General features: G+C 68.1%; 21 protein-coding genes and 3 pseudogenes. 12 read left to right on the forward strand and 12 right to left on the reverse strand.

Annotation, left to right across the window (positions count from 1 at the left end; all coding sequences use genetic code 11):
• Positions 1 to 356 precede the first annotated feature (356 nt).
• The gene (locus tag OG842_RS39190; RefSeq protein WP_266737207.1) at positions 357 to 605 is read right to left on the reverse strand and encodes a helicase associated domain-containing protein; all 249 of its coding nucleotides are present in this window, start codon (positions 603 to 605) and stop codon (positions 357 to 359) included.
• Between the two features lie 767 nt (positions 606 to 1,372).
• Between OG842_RS39190 and OG842_RS39195 the strand changes: the two genes are divergently transcribed.
• Both OG842_RS39195 and OG842_RS39200 read left to right on the forward strand, forming a co-directional pair.
• Entirely contained in the window at positions 1,373 to 2,332 is a 960-nt protein-coding gene (locus OG842_RS39195; RefSeq protein WP_266737206.1) for a DUF5996 family protein, read from the forward strand.
• Positions 2,333 to 2,373: 41 nt separating this feature from the next.
• A pseudogene (locus OG842_RS39200) lies at positions 2,374 to 2,806 on the forward strand (IS5/IS1182 family transposase); the annotation flags it as partial.
• Between the two features lie 116 nt (positions 2,807 to 2,922).
• Here the strand turns inward: OG842_RS39200 and OG842_RS39205 are convergent.
• Positions 2,923 to 3,420, reverse strand: coding sequence for a winged helix-turn-helix transcriptional regulator (locus tag OG842_RS39205; protein WP_266734099.1), 498 nt, complete (start codon positions 3,418 to 3,420; stop codon positions 2,923 to 2,925).
• A gap of 104 nt (positions 3,421 to 3,524) precedes the next feature.
• Here OG842_RS39205 and OG842_RS39210 point away from each other — a divergent pair, with 104 nt between their 5' ends.
• A complete protein-coding gene (locus OG842_RS39210; protein ID WP_266734097.1) occupies positions 3,525 to 4,169 on the forward strand; it encodes a dihydrofolate reductase family protein in 645 nt (214 codons plus the stop codon).
• A gap of 456 nt (positions 4,170 to 4,625) precedes the next feature.
• Here the strand turns inward: OG842_RS39210 and OG842_RS39215 are convergent.
• Positions 4,626 to 4,727, reverse strand: a pseudogene (locus OG842_RS39215) (AAA family ATPase); the annotation flags it as partial.
• Between OG842_RS39215 and OG842_RS39220 the strand changes: the two are divergent.
• Positions 4,702 to 4,929 (forward strand): hypothetical protein, encoded by a 228-nt coding sequence (locus tag OG842_RS39220; RefSeq protein WP_266734096.1) that lies wholly within the window; start codon positions 4,702 to 4,704, stop codon positions 4,927 to 4,929. The pseudogene OG842_RS39215 and the gene OG842_RS39220 sit on opposite strands and share 26 nt — an antisense overlap.
• A 67-nt stretch (positions 4,930 to 4,996) precedes the next feature.
• Positions 4,997 to 5,926: an NmrA family NAD(P)-binding protein gene (locus tag OG842_RS39225; RefSeq protein WP_266734095.1), complete on the forward strand. Its 930-nt coding sequence runs from the start codon at positions 4,997 to 4,999 to the stop codon at positions 5,924 to 5,926.
• 593 nt (positions 5,927 to 6,519) lie between these two features.
• On the opposite strand, the gene OG842_RS45370 is transcribed toward OG842_RS39225, so the two are convergent.
• Positions 6,520 to 7,032, reverse strand: coding sequence for a winged helix-turn-helix transcriptional regulator (locus tag OG842_RS45370; RefSeq protein WP_443064083.1), 513 nt, complete (start codon positions 7,030 to 7,032; stop codon positions 6,520 to 6,522).
• Here OG842_RS45370 and OG842_RS39230 point away from each other — a divergent pair.
• Positions 6,973 to 7,122 carry a hypothetical protein gene (locus tag OG842_RS39230; protein ID WP_266734093.1) on the forward strand — a complete coding sequence of 50 codons (150 nt, stop codon included), beginning with the start codon at positions 6,973 to 6,975 and terminating at the stop codon, positions 7,120 to 7,122. The genes OG842_RS45370 and OG842_RS39230 overlap by 60 nt on opposite strands.
• A gap of 31 nt (positions 7,123 to 7,153) precedes the next feature.
• On the opposite strand, the pseudogene OG842_RS39235 reads toward OG842_RS39230, so the two are convergent.
• From OG842_RS39235 to OG842_RS45375, 3 genes and pseudogenes are all read right to left on the reverse strand, one after another.
• A pseudogene (locus OG842_RS39235) lies at positions 7,154 to 7,279 on the reverse strand (3-oxoacyl-ACP reductase); the annotation flags it as partial.
• Positions 7,280 to 7,423: 144 nt separating this feature from the next.
• Positions 7,424 to 8,236, reverse strand: coding sequence for an NAD(P)H-dependent flavin oxidoreductase (locus OG842_RS39240; protein ID WP_266734091.1), 813 nt, complete (start codon positions 8,234 to 8,236; stop codon positions 7,424 to 7,426).
• Positions 8,233 to 8,844 (reverse strand): SDR family oxidoreductase, encoded by a 612-nt coding sequence (locus tag OG842_RS45375; RefSeq protein WP_443064039.1) that lies wholly within the window; start codon positions 8,842 to 8,844, stop codon positions 8,233 to 8,235. The genes OG842_RS39240 and OG842_RS45375 overlap by 4 nt, the downstream gene beginning before the upstream one ends.
• A gap of 493 nt (positions 8,845 to 9,337) precedes the next feature.
• Between OG842_RS45375 and OG842_RS39250 the strand changes: the two genes are divergently transcribed.
• The 5 genes from OG842_RS39250 to OG842_RS39270 all read left to right on the forward strand — a co-directional run bounded on the left by OG842_RS39250 (position 9,338) and on the right by OG842_RS39270 (position 14,844).
• The gene (locus OG842_RS39250) at positions 9,338 to 10,243 is read left to right on the forward strand and encodes a 3-hydroxyacyl-CoA dehydrogenase NAD-binding domain-containing protein (protein ID WP_266734089.1); all 906 of its coding nucleotides are present in this window, start codon (positions 9,338 to 9,340) and stop codon (positions 10,241 to 10,243) included.
• A gap of 110 nt (positions 10,244 to 10,353) precedes the next feature.
• Positions 10,354 to 11,310, forward strand: coding sequence for a hypothetical protein (locus OG842_RS39255; protein WP_328512623.1), 957 nt, complete (start codon positions 10,354 to 10,356; stop codon positions 11,308 to 11,310).
• Positions 11,311 to 11,498: 188 nt separating this feature from the next.
• On the forward strand, positions 11,499 to 12,710 hold the full coding sequence (locus OG842_RS39260) for an acyl-CoA dehydrogenase family protein (protein ID WP_328512624.1): 1,212 nt from the start codon (positions 11,499 to 11,501) through the stop codon (positions 12,708 to 12,710).
• An 84-nt stretch (positions 12,711 to 12,794) separates the two neighbouring features.
• Entirely contained in the window at positions 12,795 to 14,012 is a 1,218-nt protein-coding gene (locus OG842_RS39265; protein WP_266734085.1) for a CaiB/BaiF CoA transferase family protein, read from the forward strand.
• A 52-nt stretch (positions 14,013 to 14,064) separates the two neighbouring features.
• The gene (locus tag OG842_RS39270) at positions 14,065 to 14,844 is read left to right on the forward strand and encodes a crotonase/enoyl-CoA hydratase family protein (protein ID WP_266734084.1); all 780 of its coding nucleotides are present in this window, start codon (positions 14,065 to 14,067) and stop codon (positions 14,842 to 14,844) included.
• 95 nt (positions 14,845 to 14,939) lie between these two features.
• Here OG842_RS39270 and OG842_RS45380 read toward each other — a convergent pair whose 3' ends face one another.
• The 4 genes from OG842_RS45380 to OG842_RS39280 form a co-directional block, all read right to left on the reverse strand.
• Complete coding sequence (locus OG842_RS45380; RefSeq protein WP_443064084.1) at positions 14,940 to 15,326, reverse strand: LLM class flavin-dependent oxidoreductase; 387 nt, start codon at positions 15,324 to 15,326, stop codon at positions 14,940 to 14,942.
• Positions 15,214 to 15,600 (reverse strand): LLM class flavin-dependent oxidoreductase, encoded by a 387-nt coding sequence (locus tag OG842_RS45385; protein WP_443064085.1) that lies wholly within the window; start codon positions 15,598 to 15,600, stop codon positions 15,214 to 15,216. Before OG842_RS45385 ends, OG842_RS45380 begins: the two co-directional genes overlap by 113 nt.
• A gap of 78 nt (positions 15,601 to 15,678) precedes the next feature.
• Positions 15,679 to 16,377 carry an alpha/beta fold hydrolase gene (locus OG842_RS39275; RefSeq protein WP_266734082.1) on the reverse strand — a complete coding sequence of 233 codons (699 nt, stop codon included), beginning with the start codon at positions 16,375 to 16,377 and terminating at the stop codon, positions 15,679 to 15,681.
• 246 nt (positions 16,378 to 16,623) lie between these two features.
• The gene (locus OG842_RS39280) at positions 16,624 to 17,880 is read right to left on the reverse strand and encodes a flavin-dependent oxidoreductase (protein WP_266734081.1); all 1,257 of its coding nucleotides are present in this window, start codon (positions 17,878 to 17,880) and stop codon (positions 16,624 to 16,626) included.
• A 206-nt stretch (positions 17,881 to 18,086) separates the two neighbouring features.
• Between OG842_RS39280 and OG842_RS39285 the strand changes: the two genes are divergently transcribed.
• Positions 18,087 to 19,013: a LysR family transcriptional regulator gene (locus OG842_RS39285; RefSeq protein WP_266734079.1), complete on the forward strand. Its 927-nt coding sequence runs from the start codon at positions 18,087 to 18,089 to the stop codon at positions 19,011 to 19,013.
• A gap of 93 nt (positions 19,014 to 19,106) precedes the next feature.
• Here OG842_RS39285 and OG842_RS45390 read toward each other — a convergent pair whose 3' ends face one another.
• The gene (locus OG842_RS45390) at positions 19,107 to 19,421 is read right to left on the reverse strand and encodes an aromatic-ring hydroxylase C-terminal domain-containing protein (RefSeq protein WP_353962601.1); all 315 of its coding nucleotides are present in this window, start codon (positions 19,419 to 19,421) and stop codon (positions 19,107 to 19,109) included.
• Positions 19,422 to 19,629: the final 208 nt, after the last annotated feature.

Below are 19,629 nucleotides of genomic sequence, written 5' to 3' on the forward strand. Positions count from 1 at the left end.
CCTTTCCGTTCGCGGCCTTCACCGAAGCGCCGACACCGGATTGAGACAGACACCCACGTTCCCCGCTCCACCAGCGCATCCCAAGCACATCCAGGTCCGCCCGCCGCTGCTCAGTGAGCTTGTCGCCCCGCCGCCGAGCGTTGTCGATCCACGTACCGAGCCTCACCACCACGACCCCGTCAGCCCCGTTCTGACGGCCCGCCGCACCGGCCTCCGCCTCCAAGTGCTCGACGTGCTTCCGAGACACCCGAAGGTGCCCCTCACGGGCATGGAACCGAGCGGCATTAGGACGTCCAGCACAACAGCGAAGAACAGCACCGTCCGGTCAGAGGACGGTTCCTGCACGCCCGCCTGCCCTACCAGCGCATGCCGAGGGCGACGAGGTCCGCACGGCGCTGCTCGGTAAGCCTGTGGGCGCGTTTGCGTACGTTGTCGAGCCAGGTGCCGAGTTTGATCACCACAAGCCTGCCAGTACTTGTCTGATGGCCTGCCGGGCCGGCTGTTCCCTCCGCTGCTCCTTCCAGGTGTTCGTGTTTCCGGGATACCCGAAGATGCCCCTCGCGGGCGTGGTACTGCCGTGCCGCACGCAGGTTGAGTGCCCACATGTCGTCCTGTGTCCGTTTTACCGGCCGTTCTGCTTTCTCGGCGGGTTCGATTCCGAAAAAGTTTGCCAGGAGCCATTGCTGTGCGGGGAGGAGCTGTTCCCACCCGTGCCGCTGCGCCGGCACTCACCTCCCGAGGTCTTCGCCCTGCGCGATCGCTTTGCCGACCACCACCGGCAGGCGGGGATCTGCGCTTCAACTGCCTGGTGGCCGCTCCGGGCGGCCGCACCGTCTGGCGCGGCAAGGGAACTCCGTACTGCAGCTTGCGCCAATCGGGCTCAGGCCCGTGCCCGTTGGATGAGAAGCTCGTCCGGGTGGTGACCCTGCAGGCGTTCGGTAGCGGGCAGTTCTAGCCGGTTCCTCATCCGGCGATCCGGCAGTCCGCCCTGACCGCCGAGACCGTCGGCCTTTGTATATGGAGGTTCATCGGGAATCTCCGTACATCTGCGCGGGCTCTGGCCGACGATGTTCTGGTCACCATCGGCCACGCATGACGTTCCAGGGTTGCCGTGTCATGGCGAGTGGGTTGCCTGCGGTCACCGTACTGTTTCTCGTGCTGGATGGAGGGTGCGAGCCTCGCCATGGCCCCGAGCGATGCCCTTGGCACGCACTCGTCCGTCAGGCCGCCGCAACGGTCCGGTGAAACTGGCGCAGCCCGATCCAGGGAACACCGGGGAGGGTGACAAGCGACCCCGTTGATGGGAAGGGACGCCGCCGGGACTACCGGATGGTGTGGGTCCGTTCAGCAAGGCCAGGGAAGGGTGATGACCATGGAACTGTTCCTGCCGATCCCGCTTGCCGAGTGGCGGGACACCAAGGAGACGCTCCACCGCTTCGCGCAGATCGTCGGGAAGATCCGTCTCGCCGCCAGCGCCCGGCGCAACCACTGGTGGAATGTTCCGTTCCACCTCGCGGGGCGCGGTATCACGACGCGCCCGATGGGGCAGGTCGACGGCAACCCGATCTTCACGATGGACTTCGACTTTGTCGCGCATCAGTTGGTCATCTCGATGCTGGACGGCCGGGAGATCTCCTTTCCGCTCGTCGGTCAGTCCGTTGCTTCCTTCCACGACGCGGTCATGGAGTCGCTGGCAGCGTTGGGCATCAGGGTGCGGCTGGACGTGCCCAGGCCCTTCGACCTGCCCGACTCCGCCCGGCCGTTCGCCGAGGACGCCGAGCATGCGACGTACGAGCCCGCGCAGGCCAACCGCTACTGGCGGGTCCTCAGCCAGGTGGCGTCGGTGCTGGAGGAATTCGCCGCAGGGTATTCGGGAAAGGTGAGCCCGGTGCACCACTTCTGGCACACCTTCGACATCGCGCACACCCGGTTCTCCGAGCGTCACATCGAGCAGCCTCAGCAGGTGGACCCCGTCACCCGGGAGGCATACTCCCGGGAGGTGATCAGCTTTGGCTTCTGGTTCGGGGACGACACCTTCCCCGCACCCGCGTTCTACTCCTACACAGCCCCAGAGCCGGCGCACCTGGCAGAGGAGCCGCTCGAACCCGCGGCGGCGTACTGGGTCGCCCGGAACGACAGCCACCTGGCCGTACTGCCGTACGACGAAGCCCGTGCCGAAGCCGACCCGCGTGGCGCCGTACTCGCCTTCTACGAGAGCGCGTACCGGGCCGGTGCCCGGCGCGCCGGATGGCCGATCGACCCGCTCGCATGCCCGGGCGGAGTGACGGACCCGAAACTGCGGTCCCACAGACCCCACCCGGTTTCCGGCTGAGGCACGACAGCAACCGCGAACCCCACGTCGGCATGGCCACCCGGACTGTCTGCCTCGTCCTTGATCAGATCGCTGTGGACGGCTCCATCGCCAAGGCCCCGGAGGCGGCGAGGCGGCCGATCGCTCACCGGTCGACCGCGGCAAACAGGGCCTCAAACGACCGGACATGACGGACGGCTACGGGATTCCCCTGGGCCGTGTCCTGGCCGGTGCCAACCGCCACGACTCCCCGCTGCTCGCCCCGCCCCTGGACCGTCTGGACGATCTTTGGCCATTGCCAGTCAGCGTTGGCATGTCGAACGCACTCACGCCTGGCAGAACGCTTTCCGCCGGCTCGCCCGCTGCTACGAGCGGCGCACCACCGTCATCGACGCATTCTTCGGCCTCGCCGACACGATCGTCACCGTCCGTAGCCTGATCCGGCAGGCATGGACCACCCACCGCTGGGAGGAACGCCTCCGACGCCGCGCATGACCTGCCGCCTGTCCGCGCGGACTCTGAAGACCATCGTCAGGCCGCCCGCGCGGAAAGATGGGTATTGGCGGAGGACCAGTAGTCCAAGCGATCTTGATGCCGGTCGGAGGGGTGTGTCAGTGCGCCTCCGTGAGTGCCTGCTCATAGGCTGCCTGAAGGAGTTCGGAGGGCCGGGGGTGGTTGGGGTTCGGGCGGGCAATACCCAGGTGCACCTCGCGGAGTTCGTCCATGAGGTCCTCCCAGAGATGCGGGCCGCCGTCCTCCAAGAGGCCAGCGCGGACGCTGAGTTCGGGTGTGATCGGGCGGTGTCGCATTCCCCAGGAGCCGAGCGCGACCATGATGGGGACTGTCTGGATGCCCGCTTCTGTGAGGCTGTAGGTCGCTCGACGTCCTCGTTCGGCCTGTTCCTGCGTGAGGAGACCGCCGGCGACGAGGGCCTTGAGACGGCTGCTGAGGATGTTCGACGCGATCCCCTCCTCGGAGTGGCTGAGCAGCTCGCGGAAGTGTCGGCGCCCGCCGAACATCACGTCGCGCAGGACGATGAGGCTCCACTGATCCCCGAGTGCCTCCACCGCCGCGTTGACCGCGCATCCGGACCGCGGTTTGTCTCGCATGCCCACCTCCAGTGATTGCATGCTGCCATCACCGAGTCTAGGCTCGCCCACGGCTAGTGATTGCAGTTCGCAATCACATCGCTTCGAGGGCAGGGGTCCGTGCAATGTCCCGCGTGAGGGTCCACAACTTCTCCGTCTCTATCGACGGATTCGCCACTGGTGAAGGGCAGAGTCTCGATGCCCCGTTCGGCCACGCCGACACGCGGCTCCATGAGTGGTTCTTCCCGACCAGGACCTTCCAGCAGATGCTGGGCAAGCCGGACGGGAGTACCGGGGTCGATGACGCCATCGCCGGCACCTGGGATGTCGGCATCGGAGCGGAGATCATGGGCCGCAACAAGTTCGGCCCCCAGCGCGGGCCTTGGGAGAACGACGACTGGAACGGCTGGTGGGGGCCCAACCCACCCTTCCACACCCCGGTGTTCGTCCTGACCCACCACCCCCGCCCCTCGGTGGAGATGGAAGGCGGCACCACATTCCACTTCATCGACGCCACGCCGCAGGAGGCACTCCGTCAGGCGCGCGAGGCCGCAGGCGGCCTGGACGTGAGGATCGGTGGCGGGCCGACCACGATCCGCGAGTTCCTCGTCGAAGACCTCATCGATCATCTGCACATCGCCGTCGTCCCGATCGTTCTGGGCCGTGGCGAGCGCCTGTGGGACGGACTCGAAGGACTCGAGCAGCGCTTCCAGGCCGAGTCCGTGACAACCTCCAGCGGCGTCACGCACATGACCTTCACCCGGCCGTAGCGACCGCCCGTGCAGGCGGTAATCGGCCTCGGCCTTCCACCCCGCACGCTCCGAAGGCCGACAGGACGAACTCGGCGATGGCTACCTGGACTCGTGTTATGTACTGGCCCTGGTCTGCTGCGGCTGGAACTCCTGCCCACACCTTTGGCCTCCAGGCCGCGGCAAGGGGCCGCGAATGTGTAACGGCGCTTGCCGTGGCAGGTGGCACCGAGAACGTGCACGCGGACCTGTCGCTTCCCTTGTGGCGGAAGGGAACGCACTGAACCGGAGCGGCTGTGCCGGGAGATGAATGAGGGAAACAAGCGGATACGCGAGCTGGAGATGGAGTGTGATGTCCTCAAGCGATGCATGGGTGTGCCACGAAGTTCTGTACGGCCGAGTGGAGGTGCAAGTCCACCACCGCCGGACCGTCCCCGCGGTTAGGTAGAAGCTGGTGCAGTCCAACCAGGGGATGCCCTCGTCGGCCCGGCGGGCGTACTCGTTGATCGCGTCGGCCAGGTGAGGCGGGCCGAGCTTGCCGACCGTGTTGCGGATGCGGGTGAAGACCAGTTCGCTCAAGACGCTTCCTCGGCTGTCCGTGCTGGCGGTGTTGCATGACCTGCGCGAGTACCGGGATCTGGTCTCGGACGAGGACTCAGAGCGGTTCGAGCCCCCAGCCTCGCGTTCTCCGGCTCCTCAAGGCCACCGTTTCGACTCCGAACCGGTGCCGCGAGTCGCCGACCGGCCGTATCGCGCCTCCAGGGTGCGGGCATGCGACTGATAGAGCCAGCGTCCGAGGTTCTCGGGCTCCGGTTGCGTCGCAGTCGTGCGGACCGCAGGCTTCCCCTATGAACCGCACCCGAAAAGTCGGAGTGCCGCCCATCCTGGTGACGGGCGCGGCGGGCAGTGTCGGTGCCGTCGGACGATCCGTGGTCGAAGGGCTTCGACAACGGGACCTGCCCGTCCGGGCCATGGTGCGTCGGGACGACGAGCGGGCGCAGGCGCTGCGCGCGACCGGTGCTGAGGTCGTCGTCGGAGACCTGACGCGTGCGGGCGACATCGCCGATGCCCTGGCAGGCTGTGCACGCATGTATTTCGGCATGGGTGTGTCGGCGCAGTATCTGCAGGCTGCCGTGACGGCGGCGGCCGTCGCGCGTGCTTCCGGAGGCCTGGAAGCGTTCGTGAACATGTCCCAGTTGACAGTCGCCGAGATCGGCCTTACCAGCACCTTCGAGTCCGTGCAGCAGCGGCAGCAGTGGTTGGTGGAGCAGGTTCTCGACTGGTCGGGCCTGCCCGTTGTCCAGGTCAGGCCCACCGTGTTCATGGAAAACCCCCTGTTCCGGGTCGGCTTTTCCTCGGTCGCGAAGTACGGAACCATCAGACTGCCCTTCGGCCGGGCGAGAACCTCCCCTGTGGCGGCTGGCGATGTCGCTGCGGTCGTGGAGGAGATCCTGGCCGACCCGGCCCCGCACATCGGCAGTACTTACGAGCTGACCGGCCCGCGCTCGGAGGACGTCGCCGCCATGGCGGCGGAGGTCTCCACAGTTCTGGGCCGACCGGTAACGTACACCGACGTTCCGTTGCGGGATTGGGTCGACCACGATCTGAGGCCGTTGGGGCTGCCCGACCACGTCTTCCAGCACATCACCACCATGGGACGCCTTCACGCGGAGAATCGATACGACCGCAAGGCAGAAGGCGTCGAGCAGGTCACCGGACGACCTCCTTCAGGGGTTGCTGAATTCGTCCGTAAGAATCCCAGCCTGTTCAGCCCCTGAAACCGCTTCCCCGTCGTGTGTTGTCGAGCTGACCGCTGGGGGCGCCGGCCGACCATCATGCACAGGGCCTGCCGCTGCACGGGTACAGGTGTCGATCTCGAAACCGGAATGAGTAACCGGCCTGCGCGGTGGTCATTACTATGGCCGACCCCAGGAGCGGCAACATGCCCCGTTCGGAGCCTCCTCGACCGCTCCTCACTCCGTCCGTACCGTCTCACGCCGGCGACGTGAGACGGGCGCGCCTCCAAGCGGTCGCCGGGGCCAAGGCCAGTCTCGGACCCGTTCTGCCTCCAGGGCATCCTCAGCCGATGATCACGGCCTGGAAGCAGGACAGGGTGGCACGGTCGGCGACCGGCGAACCTGAGTCCGGAGAGTTGCGGGAAGCCGTGACCTGATTTTCTATCAGAACGGGACGGGCTGTCAGCGGCGCTTCCTCCTACATGACTTCCCGGCCTTGTCGATGGCCACCGAAGGCAAACGCGCCTACCGGCGCCGCCAATCCCATGGCCTGTTCAGGTGCTCGTCGAGGGCCGACAGGGCGATGTTCGTCAGCAGTGGGGACAGGATGCCGCCTTGCGAGGTGCCTGTCATCGTCACCCTGCTCTCACCGAGTTCCGTGAGCGGTCCCCTGGTGAAGATGGGACGCGTGGTGGGGAAGGGCCCCTACCCGGTGCGCGCGGAGATCGAGTGTGGCTTCCGCTGTCGTGACCAGTTCTTTTAACGGCTGGTGCTTCCCGAGCCGCGTCCCACCGGGACACTTCCAGCGCCCCTGGTGCCCGAGCCTCGTCGTAGGCTCCACTGCGCGAGCGGCCGCAGAGCGTCCACCCGTGCCCGGCCGTCCGGGGCCGGCTGATAGCGGATCTGTACGGGGTGGTGGGGATGACGGTGCGTTCGATGAGGCCCGCCGCCTCCAGCTCCTTCAGGCGCTGGGAGAGCAGCCGGTCGGAGATGCCGTTGATCAGCGCCCGGTAGTCGCCGAAGTGCCGGGCGCCCTGGGCTGCGGCCTGCAGTACCGAACCCGTCCGGCGCGTCCGATCAGTTCCAGGGTGCCCTCGAAGCTCGGACAGCCGCCCCCGAAGCCCGCTGAGATCTGGCTCGGCGCCCAGAAGCCCAGAATGCTCGCCGTCACCGGCCGGACCGCCGGCGGCTGGATCTCGCCGCTGAACATCTATGTCCCGCCGCAGCAGGTGCCTTAACTGCAGCGGATCATCGACGAGGTCCCGCGAAGGGGGCGACGGTGCGCGTGGTGGCCACGACGGGCTGCCCGAGCTTGCGGTAGGCAGTCACCAGTCCGGCGCCGATGGCCTGCGATGCACCCGTGATGACGGCGACCTTCCGGTCGTGAGAACTCATGGTGACCTTCAGGAACTCGAAGCGGGGGTCCGGCCGGGCCCGACGGCCGATCGTTCTTGCGAGAAGCCGGCATCGCGTGTTCCGCGGCCGGCCGGCCCCTTCACTGCTGCCGCCGGGTCGTCAGGGCGCGCTCGGCCTGGCCCGTCACGTCCCGGACGAGGTCCCCGGCGGGTCGGATGTCTGGACGAGGCCGACGCCCTGACCCATGAGCCAGGGCATCTCCTCCCGGTCGGCCTCGGTCGCGGGAACGGGCGGCAGCACGTTGAACTTGCGCAGCACGGTCTCTTCGCCCTGGAAGACGGTGGTGCCGACCTGTTCGAGTTCGTCACGGTGGGGCGGTACCTCAGCCGGCCGGTCGCTCCACTCGGCCACCACACGGTCGCGCTGCACCCGCATCGGATTGAAGTCGGGCCACTCCGGGCCGAAGATCCCAGTGCGTACCGTGTCCTCGTCCAGCGAGGCGATCAGCCTGCGGTGGTGCTCGGGATGGACAGGGGCCTCGGGCGAGGCGACCAGGCGGGTGCCCACCCATACGCCGTCGGCGCCCAGGCACAGGGCTGCGGCGACCTGGCGTCCGTCGGTGATTCCACCGGCGGCGAGTACCAGCGAGTGCTGGCCCACGGCATCCACGACGGCGGGCACACCGACCATGGTGGGCAGACCGCCGTAGTTGTGCCCGCCCGCCTCCCAGCCCTGGGCGTCGTCGACGGCACGCCGTGCCGCGTCGGCGGAGCCGACCTGCTCCCACACCGAAATGCCAGCCTCACGGAGCTGCTTGAGCTGGTGGGCAGGCGGATGGCCCCAGTGGAAGGAGACGATCGGTAATCGCTCCTCGACGCAGACGCGAACGAGCTCGGTGTTGTCGAAGTACGACATGAGGTTGATGTGGAACGGAGCGCTCGCCACACCCTTGCGGACCTCGTGGACGGTCTGTCGCAGAGTCTCCGGAGACATCATTGCGGCCCCCACCGACGCCCCCCGCTAGGGAGACGGCCACCGCCAGCTGCGCAGCGCCGCCCGCGAAGGCCATCCCGGCACAGACGAACGGGTACCGGACGGCAAAAGTCTCGGTGAACCTGATGGACAGAACGCTTGTAACGGGACGTTTCATAACGAATCTTTTCCATCTTGGGCATAGGCTCCCATGAGCCGCCGCCTGCTGGTGTTGCCACGGCGTGGAACCTCCTCGTGGCCACGGACAGGGGGACGAAGCGAAAGCCGGCCAGCTGACATCGAGTCACCGGGCCCGGCTCTCGGCTCAAGTGCGCGCCGCCGTCGACCAGGAACGACCGGCAGTTGATGAAGGCGTCGTCGTCCGAGAAGAGGAACGCCACCATCGCTGCCATGTCCTCGGACTTGCCGAGACGCGGGGAGCGTATGGATGCCAAGGCTTCGTACCTCCGCTCCTCGGTCGTCGTCGCCAGGGCCGAGGCCGTGAGGGTTACGCCGGGTGAGAGCAAGTTGCAGTGCGCTCCTTGCCTTCCCGCGAGGCTCGCCGCGTGGCGCGTGAGCCACACGAGGCCGCTCTTGGCCGCCTGATGGGCCACTTTCTTCCGCTCGCCCACTCAGATCGAGCTCGACATCGTGTTGACGATCGATCCGCTCTCCGATGATCTGCTGATGAGTCCTGCGGGCCTGGTCCCGTCGCTGCGGCACCCAGGTGGTGAAGGCGGCGTCCTTCTCCTCGGCCGAGGAGAAGGACCTGCCTGCCGGGACGTGTCGCGGACGATGGGAACCTGCCGCTCGACACATCCTTTGCCGGTAGGGCGGCAGGCGGCCAGGACGTCGATGCCGAAGTCGTAGTGGCCGGCGAAACCGACCGCTTCCGGATGCAGCGGAACCGCCTCGCCCGGAACAAACATGCCGGCGGACGACGGTCTTGGTCCGGTCGTAGACGATCGTCATCGGCACCCCGCCAGATCCCGAGCACGCGGGTGCGCGCCTCCGAGGGGTCCGGCTTGGCGGCCCAGTCGAGTCGCCGAAGCGAGAGGCGCGAATTGTCGTGAAATAATGGGGGTGAGATTGCCCTGTGCGCGTCAGACTCCCTACACGCGCACCTTGGAGTGGTTCTTCGTGGCCATAGCAGCGATCGTCGGTGCTGGAGTGATCGGGATCTCGTGGGCGCGGCTGTTCGGCGCAGCGGGCTGGGAGGTGCGAGTGAGCGACCCTCGTCCCGATCTTCAGGACGTACTGGACCAGCATCTCGCCGGACTGCTGGTGACCGCGTCCGCCGATCTGGCAGAGGCCGCCGCAGACGCGGACTTCGTGCAGGAATCCGGGCCGGAACGGATTCCAGTCAAGGAGGAAATGTTCGCGACCCTCGCCGCGCACACCCGCGACGACGTGGTGCTGGCGTCCTCCTCGTCCTCCCTGCTGCCGTCCGTCATCGCCAAGGGCAACCCGGCGGCCGACCGCATGGTGATCGGTCACCCGTTTAACCCGCCAGAGCTCATGCCCTTGGTGGAGGTGGTGCCTGGGCCGGAGACATCCGTGCGGTCTGTCGACCGGGCGATGGCGGTCTACCAAGAGCTGGGCAAGGTGCCGATCCGACTCAAGAAGGAGATACCGGGGTTCGTCGGCAACCGCCTTCAAAAGGTCCTCGACGACCAGGCCGCCTACCTCGTCCAGCAGGGCGTGATCGACGTGGCGGACCTTGACGACCTGGTCCGGGCATCGCTCGGTCTCCGGTATGCCACGATCGGCCCGTTCCAGAGCGGGGTTCTCGGCGGCGGCCCGGAGGGGATGCGGCACCTCGTGACACATGTCGCCTCCCAGATGACCTTCGAGATCGGCGAGCCGGACCCTGCCGGTATGGGGAGCGTGCTCGACGAGGTCGAGCAGACCTACGGTACTGGCGAGGCGGCCTACGAGCGGCTGGCGGAACTCCGCGACAACCGCACGCGCGCCGTCCTCAGGCTGCTGGGCTGGCCAGAGCCTCCGGCCACGGCCGACGGAGGGCAGTGACCGGCGGTACTCCTCTGCCGCCCTCGCTCTCCCTCTCCTCGGCGAACCGTTGGAACGGGCCTCGTCAAGTAACCGAGAGAAAGGCGAAGGCCGTGTGGAAGGAACTGCTCGTGTTGCAGGTCGTGCCAGGAAAACTGCTGCGGTTGAGCCTTCCCGACGGCCGGGTGGAGATCCTCGTCGAGGATGCGGGGGCCTTCCCGGACGGCGTGGTCGTGGAGTCCGGAACGGTCTGCTGGACCACCATGGGTGAACCTGTCGTCAACGCGGCCGAACCGGGCGAAGCCGGACAGGACTTTTCCCGGCGCAATGGCGGCGTACACGCGATGGACCTCGATGGAGGCACGCCACGTGAGGTGGTTCCTGTCGGGGTGATCACGACCGGCAAGCAGCTGACCTCCGACGGCGCCGGAACGTTGTACTGGGGCGATCGCGAGGGCCACCGGATCAGCAGGGTACGCGTGGACGGCAGCGGGCTGACCGACCTCGTCGTGAACCCGCCCGAGGAGGGCATCATGGGCGAGTGCATCGGCGTGGCGGTGGATCCCGCCAGGGGGCACCTCTACTGGACACAGAAGGGACCGGTCAAGGGCGACAAGGGCCGCATCTTCCGTGCCGCTCTGGAGACCCCGCCCGGCGAGAGCGCCGGGAACCGTTCGGACATCGAGGTCCTGTGGAGTGGGCTGCCCGAGCCAATCGATCTGCACATCGAGGGCGACTGGCTGTACTGGACCGATCGTGGCGCTCCGCCCGGTGGCAACACGCTCAACCGGGCCCCCCTTCCCGCAGCCGACGCGTCGGGGAGCGCACCTGAGATCCTTGCCGGCGGTTTCGAGGAAGCGATCGGCCTAGCCGTGGACGGTGAGGCGGGCGTCGCCTACGTTTCCGACCTCTGCGGCCACATCCGCGCTGTCCCGCTGACCAGCGGCACCGCAATAGGCGGGAGGCAGCGCGACATCGCCACGCTCTCCCACCCCCTGACCGGCATGGCGGGTCCGGGTGGAGAAGACGGCGGGCTTCGACGGAAGAACCGTCCCTCGCGTAGTGGACAGATGAGTCACAAGTGTTAATCCGCAGTTTAATTTTTCCGCTATGCATTAAATGTCCATCTTCGGTGAATTTTGGCCTCGCCTGCAGAGACGCAATCCGATCTCTGTACAGCACAGAAGGGACGCAGCGCATGAACGCGACGCAGGGTGCAGCGCAAGGCATGGGTGAGGGCGCCTTGGGCGCCGTGAGTCCAGCCGGAAACGGACAGGTGGTGCAGCCACCGGTGCTGGGCGGCCCGGAGGAGACCGACTACTACCTGCTGGGGGAGCTCCTCACGGAAGAGCAGCAGCAGCTTCGGCACAGGGTCCGGGAGTTCATGGACCGGGAGGTCAGCCCGGTCATCAACCCCTACTGGGAGCGCGCCGAGTTTCCGCACGCGCTGGTGCCCAAACTGGCGGAGCTGGGGATCGCGGGCTTCCAGATTCCCGGTTACGGATGCCCGGGGATGAGCAATGTGACGGCCGGGGTCGTGATCATGGAGCTGGCTCGCGGCGACCTGAGCATGTCCACGTTCATGGGCGTGCACTCGGCCCTGGCCATGACTTCCGTGGCCTTGCTGGGTTCGGAGGAGCAGAAGCAGCGGTTCCTGCCGGCCATGGCGCGGATGGAGAAGATTGGTGCCTTCGGTCTGACCGAGCCCGCGCACGGCACGGACGTGGTCAAGCTTCAGACGACCGCCCGCCGGGACGGCGACTCCTATGTGCTCAATGGGTACAAACGGTGGATCGGCAACGCCACTTTTGCCGACTACGTGATCATCTGGGCCCGCGGGGACGACGGGCACGTGGGCGGCTACGTGGTCGAGAAAGGCACTGCAGGGTTCGATCCGCAAGTCATCACGGGCAAGACGGCGCTGCGCTGTGTGCAGAACGCCCAAATATCCCTCAGGGACGTCCGCGTGCCCGCCGAGAACAAGCTCGCCGGTGGCGAGACCTTCCGCGACACCGAGAAGGTCCTGCTGGCCTCGCGCTACTGCGTGGCGTGGGAGTCGATCGGCGCGGCCATCGCGGGTTACGAGACCGCACTGGCCTACGCCAAGGAGCGCAAGCAGTTCGGGATGCCGTTGGCTGCCTTCCAGCTCATCCAGTACCGGCTGGCGCGGATGCTGGCGGACATCACCAGCATGGTGTGCATGCAGTCCCGGCTCGCCCAGTTGATGGACGAGGGCAAGTACTCGATGCCGCAGGTGGCGCTGGCCAAGATGCACTACACCGAACGCGCGCGGGCCATCCTCTCAGACGCCCGCGACATGCTCGGCGGCAACGGGATCATCCTCGACTACCACGTGGCCCGGCACCTGTGCGACATCGAGGCCATCGACACCTACGAGGGCACCGACTCGGTGCAGGCACTGATCGTCGGCCGCGACATCACCGGCTACAACGCCTTCGCCCCGGTAACACCGAACCCGAGCCACTGACCCGCGGGCCGGCGCGCCGACATTTCCCGCCTGGCCGAGTGCGGCCTTCGGTATCGCGTGGGCCCTGCCGAGAAAGGACCTGTCATGGCGGACACCCCCCTGCTGGAGGGACTCCACGTCGTGGACCTGGCCAGCTTCATCGCCGGTCCCGCCGCGGCCACAATGCTCGGCGACTTCGGCGCCGACGTCGTCAAAGTGGAACCACCCCACACCGGCGACTCCTACCGCATGCTCAGCCGCATCCCTCCCAACCCCCGCGCCGACGGATTCAACTACCCCTGGCAGCTGGACAACCGCAACAAGCGCAGCATCGCCCTCAACCTCAAGTCGCCTGGTGCCAGACCCGTACTGGAACGCCTGGCGAAGTGGGCCGATGTGCTGGTGACCAACTTCCCGCCCCGTACCCGGGCCAAGCTGGGCCTGGACTACGACGACCTGACACCACTCAACCCGCGGCTGATCTACGCCGACGTAACCGGCTTCGGCGAGGAAGGCCCGGACGCCCATCTGCCCGGCTACGACGTGACCGCGTACTGGGCGCGCAGCGGCCTGATGGACTACACACGCCAGCGCGACGGGGCACCCGCGATGTCGGTGTTCGGTTCCGGCGACCACCCCACGGCCGTCTCCCTGTACGCCGGCATCATGACCGCGCTGTACCGGCGGGAGAAGACCGGCGAGGGCGCCCGCGTCACGGCGTCGTTGATCGCCGAGGGCGCCTGGGCGGCCGGCATGTGGCTGCAAGCCGCAGTCGTCGGCGGCAAGATTCCTCGACCCGTCGACCGGACCGACCCGCCGAACGCACTCACCAGCGCCTACCGCACGGCGGACGACCGCTGGCTGTTGCTGGCCTTCGCCAACGAGGACAAACAGGTCCCCCTGTTCCTACAGGCCATCGGCCACCCCGAGGCGGCGCAGAACCCGGACTTCGCCGACACACCGAGTCGTCACGCCCACGCGGCCGAGATCGCCGACCTGCTCGACAAGACCTTCGAGACCCGGACCCTCGCCGAGTGGCGCGAAGTGCTCGACGCCGCCGACCTCACCTACGGAATCGCCCAGACGATCGACGAGTTCGCCCGCGATCCCCAACTGACAGCCAACCGCATCCTCGTCCCCATGGAGGACGGCAGCGCAGAGCCGCCCCTGACCATCGACAGCCCCGTACGACTGGACCAGGAACGGAAGGTCCCACCGCGCCCCGCCCCCGACCTGGGCGAACACACCGACTCAGTGCTCCGCGACCTCGGCTTCGACGAGGCCGCGATCACGGGCCTGCGCGAGGCGGAGGTAGTCGACTGAGGGCACGTCCGCCCAGACGCAGCCCAGGGGGAAGGAGAAGGGAACCAGCATCATGACCGAGGCTTCAGGCACCCCCGCGGTGCGCACCGAGCAGCACGACGGCGTCTTCGTGATCACCATCGACCGACCCCAGGCCCGCAACGCCATCAACGGCGCCACCGCGCGGGCGCTGGCCGCCGCCATCGACGAACTCGAGTCACGCGACGAACTCCTGGTCGGCATCCTCACCGGAGCAAACGGCGTCTTCAGCGCCGGCATGGACCTCAAGGCCTTCGCGAAAGGCGACACACCCGTCATCGAAGGACGCGGCTTCGGGGGCATCACCCGCATCGACATCAAGACCCCGCTGATCGCCGCCGTCGAGGGCTACGCGCTGGGCGGCGGCACCGAAATGGCCCTCGCCTGCGACATGATCATCGCCGCCCGTAACGCCACTTTCGGCCAGACCGAGGTCCATTACGGCATCGTGCCCCCCGAAGGAGGCATGGTCCGCCTCCCCGAACGCATCCCCCGCAACATCGCCCTGGAACTCCTGCTCACCGGCGACCCCCTGCCCGCCGCGCGTGCTGAGCAGCTCGGCCTCGTCAACCACCTTACCGAGCCGGGCGAGGCACTCGCCCAGGCCATGGAACTCGCCTACCGCGTCGCCCACAACGCCCCACTCGCCATCACGGCCGTCAAACGCGTCGTCAACGAGCGGACCGCGTTCCGTGATCAGGACGCCCTGCGCGAACAGGACCGGTTCGTCACGCCCGTACTTGCTTCCCAAGACGCGAAAGAAGGCGCCCGCGCCTTCGCGGAGAAGCGCCCACCCCACTGGCAGGGACGCTGAGCCCTGGCCCCGCAGCCTCCGCCAGGCCTGATCGGCGTCGGGCGGCCCGTCCGCGAGCAGTTGCGGGAGCTGCTGATCAGGCTCGCGGGCCTATGTCAGCTGCGACGGCGCCGCGAGGATCTTCTCCTGGAGCGCCTTGGCGCGGTAGTAGTCCAGCTTCGGCACTCGACTGTACCCTCCAGGCCGATGTCGGAGGCCAGGCGGCCGGCTCGCTCAGCGGCGGTGGCGATCACTTCGAACTTCCTGGGGACGTCTGGTTCCCATTCGCTGCCGTGGCACCAAGCGTCGGCCATCCGGCCGATGAGGTCCAACACGATGTCGCTCCACCCGCCCATCCACACAGGGATCGGTTGCTGCGGCGGCCGTGGCTCAAGGCCTACGCCGACCACACGGTCGAACTCGCCTTCGACATCGATGACCTGACGCGCCCACAAGGCACGCAGGATCAACACCTGTTCCTCGATCCGTCGTCCGCGCGTCAGGAAGTCGGCCCCCCATTGCTTCGTGCTCGACCGGATTCCAGCCCACGCCGATCCAGAGTCGCAACCGTCCACCGGTGAGGATGTCGACCTGTGCAGCCTGCTTCGCGACGAGCGCCGTCTGCCGCTGTGGACAGATCAGTACGCCGGTCGAAAAGCCGAGGTCCGTGCAGAGGGCCGAGAGGTGGGCGATGGTCGTCAGCGGCTCGTGGAACTCGGTGTTCACCGAGTAGGCCGCCGCCGTCCGTTGTGCACAGTCCGGGAATGCGGAGGCCATGACGATGAGGAGGCGGAACAGCTCTGTGGCCACCCGGCCATGCTTTCCGGGCGTGGGACGGCACCTTCTGGACGCGCTCTACGAGTGGGTGGCGAGGCCGCGCGCGGCCCTGGCGATGACAGCGGCCACAACGGCCGGGCGGGAGACGTAGACGGCGTGGCTGCCGGGGGTCTCGGTGACGGTCGCGCCGGCGCGCTCGGACATGGCACGCTGAGCGGTCGGCGGGATCATGCGGTCGTCGGTGGCGACCAGGTACCACGACGGCTTGTGCTGCCAGGCCGGTTCGGAAATCGTTCCTGCGAGGGCTTCGACACCCCACGGGACCTGGGAATCGGCCATGAACGCGGCGGTCGGTAGAGGGACGTCGGCGGCGAACGAGGCCGCGAATTTGTCCCGGTCCAGAAACAGGCGATCGTTTGTCGGCGGCAGGATCGGCGGGACCGGCGCACCGGGCGGCGGGTCGGCGATCAGGGAACTGACGGACTCGCCCTTGTCCGGTGCGAACGCGGCGATGTAAGCGAGCGCGGCGACCCCCGGGTGGCTGCCGGCCTCGGTGATGACGACTCCGCCGTAGGAGTGGCCGACCAGCACGGCGGGGCCGTCGAGGCCGTCGAGGACCTGATGGGTGGCGGCGACATCACCGGCCAGCGACAGCGTCGGGTTCTGGACGATGGCCACCCGGTAGCCCTCGTCTGTCAGGTGGTCGTAGACCCCCCGCCAGCCCGATCCGTCCACGAAGCCACCGTGTACGAGCACGATGTCCCTGATGGTTGACATGATGGTCTCCGGTTCTTGGGGGACAGGCGCGGCGCCTGCCCGGCGTCTTGGCGTCTTTCCATGCAGGCCGTGCGCGGGGATGAAGAACACGCAGGGCGGCACGCGGAACTATGTGGCTGTGCCTTCTGCTCGACAGAAGGCGGCGGTCGCGACGTATTTGCCGCGGGCATTCCTCGCGAGGCCGTCGGCCGCTCCAGGGCGGCAGACAGCGGATAGCCGGTGCTCGGCACGCCGGGTTCCCGGTCCTCAGTGTGCCGGGTCTGCGGCAGACAGTGGGACCGTCCAGGACGCATGGGTGTTGACCTGGCCCACAGTGGCCCGGGTCAGCTGTCTGTAATGGTCCGCGATCTTCTCGGCCTGCCCGGCGGGCAGCGCCCCGCCGTGGTCCGCGGCTCGCGCGATGATCTCTTCCGGTCCCAGGGCCCGGTTGGCCAGCACGACAGCGTTGACGACCGGCCGACGCATCCGGTCGTAGCGGCGGAGCGCGGCGGCGGGGTCATTCTCCCGGGCCAGGCACCAGGCCAGTACACGGGCGTCAACGACGGACTGCGATCCCCCGTTCATTCCCATGGGGAACATCGGGTGTGCGGCATCGCCGAGCAGGGTGACCCTCCCGAAGCTCCAGCGCGGCAATGGGTCGCGGTCGAGCATCGGGTACTCGTAGATCGCTGAGGAGCGCTCGGCGAGCATCGGGAGGTCGATCCACGGCAGGTTCCAGGACGACAGCCCGGCGCGTGCCTGAGCCGCCGTGATGCGACGGCCGGGGCCGTCCGGAGGCGGGGCGGACGGCCCGTGCCGGACCTCCAGCACCCAGTTCACCAGGGCTTCGCCATCCGCGTTCGCGGGGTTCTCGATGGGGTAGGCGACGAACTTGGCGCCGGGGGTGCCCCCGGCCACGACGATCGAACGGCCGTCGAGGACGTGCGGGTGGCGCGCGACGCCGCGCCACATGTGGACGCCGTTCCACTGCGGGGCGCTCTCGCCCGGGTGGAGCTGGGCGCGGACTGCGGAGTCTATGCCGTCGGCCCCGACCAGCACGTCTGCGTCAGCGGCCGAGGGCGATCCGCTCGACCGGTCGATGAAGTGGGCGCGGACGTCACCCGCGGTCTGCTCGAATCGCTGGAACAGCAGGCCGGTACGGACCGAGTCCGGCCCCAGTCGCTCACGCACCGCCGCGAGCAGCAGCATCTGCAGACGCCCACGGTGGACGGAATGCTGCGGCCAGCGGTATCCGGCCGCGAGTCCCAGCGGCTCCTCCCAGACCACTTCGCCCGACCGGCCGCGGTAGCTCAGCCGACGAGGTGACAGCGCGACGGATTCCAGCTCACCGGCCAGCCCGAGTTCGGATAGCTCCCTGACAGCGTGCGGCAGCAGGTTGATCCCCACGCCGATCGCCTCGACCGTCCGCGCCGCTTCGTACACCTGTGGCTCGAAACCGGCGGCGTGCAGGCTCAGGGCACAGGTCAGCCCGGCGATGCCTCCGCCGACGACGGTCACTCTCATCGTGGTCTGTCCCCGCCCTTCGCCTGGGCCACCGGGCCGGCCTACGCTCGGCTACCAGCCTCGGGGTACCCGCTGCGTACGTCCAATACGCAGCGGTGATGGACGCCGTCACGGCAACTGATCGCACCAGGCCCGCCGCACGGACAGCCCTTGGATCTGCGGCAATAACCCGGGCTGTCAGCACAGGAGTTGATAGTTTGTCGGCCATGGAGCTCCGGACCCTTGAGTACTTCATCGCGGTGGCGGAGGAGCAGTCGTTCACCAAGGCGGCGGCTCGCTGCCATGTCGTTCAGCCCGCGATCAGCCAGCAGATCCAGGCCCTGGAAAAGGAGCTGGGAGAGGCACTGTTCGAACGGCTGCCCCGACAGGTGGTCCTCACCTCCGGCGGCGCCGCCCTGCTGCCGCACGCCCGCGCCTGTCTGGCAGCCGCCGCGGCGGCCGTCCTGGAGTTCGCCGACCGTTCCGGTCTGCTCGGCGGCTCGTTCGCGCTCGGCACTGTCGGCGGCCTGGAAGGCACCTGTATACCCCGGCTGCTCGGGGAGTACCACCGCCGGTACCCGCGGGTCGCTGTGAGTCTCACCGGGGCGTCGAGCCCGTCTCTGCTGGCGAAGGTCCGTAATGGGGAGATCGACGCGGCCGTGGTCGCGGGGCCGCCCGAGGGCGCGCTCGCCGCCGTCGCGTCGCGGGTGCTCCTGGAGGACCGGATCGTCGCGGTCCTCCCCGCCGGAAGCCGGGCCGCGAACCGGCCGATGCCTCTTGACGAGGTGGTTCGGAGCCCGGTCATCAGCTACGGCCCCGACAGCGGGGTGCATGCGTTCGTCCGTGAGGCCTTCGCCGCCAAGGGGCTGCGGCTGGACATCGCCTACGCGACGAATGACGTTGCTCTCCAGGTCGCGTTGGTCGCGGAGCGGATCGGGATCGCCCTGACCTCCCATGCGAGTCCGGTGCTTTCCGCCGACCCGCGGTTCGTCGTCGTGACGCTGGAGCCGGCCATCCGGTTGCGGAAGGTGTTCGTCTGGAGACCTGGCACCCGGCCGAGCGCGCCGCTGCGGGCCTTTCTCGACCTGTGGACGGAGCTGTCCGACCGGCCGACGCGTGACGGGCCTGCCACCGGGGCCACCGTGGGTGGATGAGCACCGGTGGAGCGGGCCACGGGCTCGGTCCGCGCCGGAGCGTTCCGCTTCTGTGTGGAGCGTGCGCCGTGCCCACATCCGCGCGGCGGCCGGTCATGTGCGGTTTGTGATCGCCAGGGCCATGTTTGCCGCGGCTGTCAGGGTCGCGTCGTCGGTACTCTCCGCCGCCCAGGCGATGTGGCCGTCGGGACGTACAAGTGCGGCGCGCACCTTCGCCCATGCTGGGGGCGGCGTCGCGAGCGCGGCGCGGTGCACTGTCAGGCCCGCCTGTGCGAGGGGAGCGCGCCGTCTGCCTCGCAGGTGAGGTCGAGCGGCAGGCAGGCGTCCGCGCGGCGCCGGCCGAACAGGCTGGTCGCTGGGAGATCCGCGAGGACGACCCCACTGATCTCGACGAAGACTGGGGAGCATCCGCCGACTTCACCCCTGAGGCGAGCGACCCCCGCTTTCTGGAGCGCTTCACCAAGCGCGCGCAAGTCCAGACCGCCTTCACAGGGCCTTCCCTTCTCTGGGCTCGACCCGCCGGTATTTCACCGTCGTCCGGCGGCCCTCCGGACTGCCGGACTTCGGGCCAGGCACCGAATGGAAGAAGCGCCGTCAGGTGTCGGCCGACGCCGGT

The organism is Streptomyces sp. NBC_00376, from assembly GCF_036077095.1.
Lineage (GTDB): Bacteria > Actinomycetota > Actinomycetes > Streptomycetales > Streptomycetaceae > Streptomyces.

What these genes read in the sequence shown, in the direction of transcription:
- OG842_RS45385 (WP_443064085.1), bottom strand. Translation starts at nt 15,600, where the DNA reads ATGGCCTCCGCATTCCCGGACTGTGCACAACGGACGGCGGCGGCCTAC.
- OG842_RS39205 (WP_266734099.1), bottom strand. Translation starts at nt 3,420, where the DNA reads ATGCGAGACAAACCGCGGTCCGGATGCGCGGTCAACGCGGCGGTGGAG.
- OG842_RS39285 (WP_266734079.1), top strand. Translation starts at nt 18,087, where the DNA reads ATGGAGCTCCGGACCCTTGAGTACTTCATCGCGGTGGCGGAGGAGCAG.
- OG842_RS39275 (WP_266734082.1), bottom strand. Translation starts at nt 16,377, where the DNA reads ATGTCAACCATCAGGGACATCGTGCTCGTACACGGTGGCTTCGTGGAC.
- OG842_RS39265 (WP_266734085.1), top strand. Translation starts at nt 12,795, where the DNA reads ATGGCGGACACCCCCCTGCTGGAGGGACTCCACGTCGTGGACCTGGCC.
- OG842_RS39210 (WP_266734097.1), top strand. Translation starts at nt 3,525, where the DNA reads ATGTCCCGCGTGAGGGTCCACAACTTCTCCGTCTCTATCGACGGATTC.
- OG842_RS39195 (WP_266737206.1), top strand. Translation starts at nt 1,373, where the DNA reads ATGGAACTGTTCCTGCCGATCCCGCTTGCCGAGTGGCGGGACACCAAG.
- OG842_RS39270 (WP_266734084.1), top strand. Translation starts at nt 14,065, where the DNA reads ATGACCGAGGCTTCAGGCACCCCCGCGGTGCGCACCGAGCAGCACGAC.
- OG842_RS39220 (WP_266734096.1), top strand. Translation starts at nt 4,702, where the DNA reads ATGCGGGTGAAGACCAGTTCGCTCAAGACGCTTCCTCGGCTGTCCGTG.
- OG842_RS39190 (WP_266737207.1), bottom strand. Translation starts at nt 605, where the DNA reads ATGTGGGCACTCAACCTGCGTGCGGCACGGCAGTACCACGCCCGCGAG.
- OG842_RS39225 (WP_266734095.1), top strand. Translation starts at nt 4,997, where the DNA reads ATGAACCGCACCCGAAAAGTCGGAGTGCCGCCCATCCTGGTGACGGGC.
- OG842_RS39280 (WP_266734081.1), bottom strand. Translation starts at nt 17,880, where the DNA reads ATGAGAGTGACCGTCGTCGGCGGAGGCATCGCCGGGCTGACCTGTGCC.
- OG842_RS39240 (WP_266734091.1), bottom strand. Translation starts at nt 8,236, where the DNA reads ATGATGTCTCCGGAGACTCTGCGACAGACCGTCCACGAGGTCCGCAAG.
- OG842_RS45390 (WP_353962601.1), bottom strand. Translation starts at nt 19,421, where the DNA reads ATGCTCCCCAGTCTTCGTCGAGATCAGTGGGGTCGTCCTCGCGGATCT.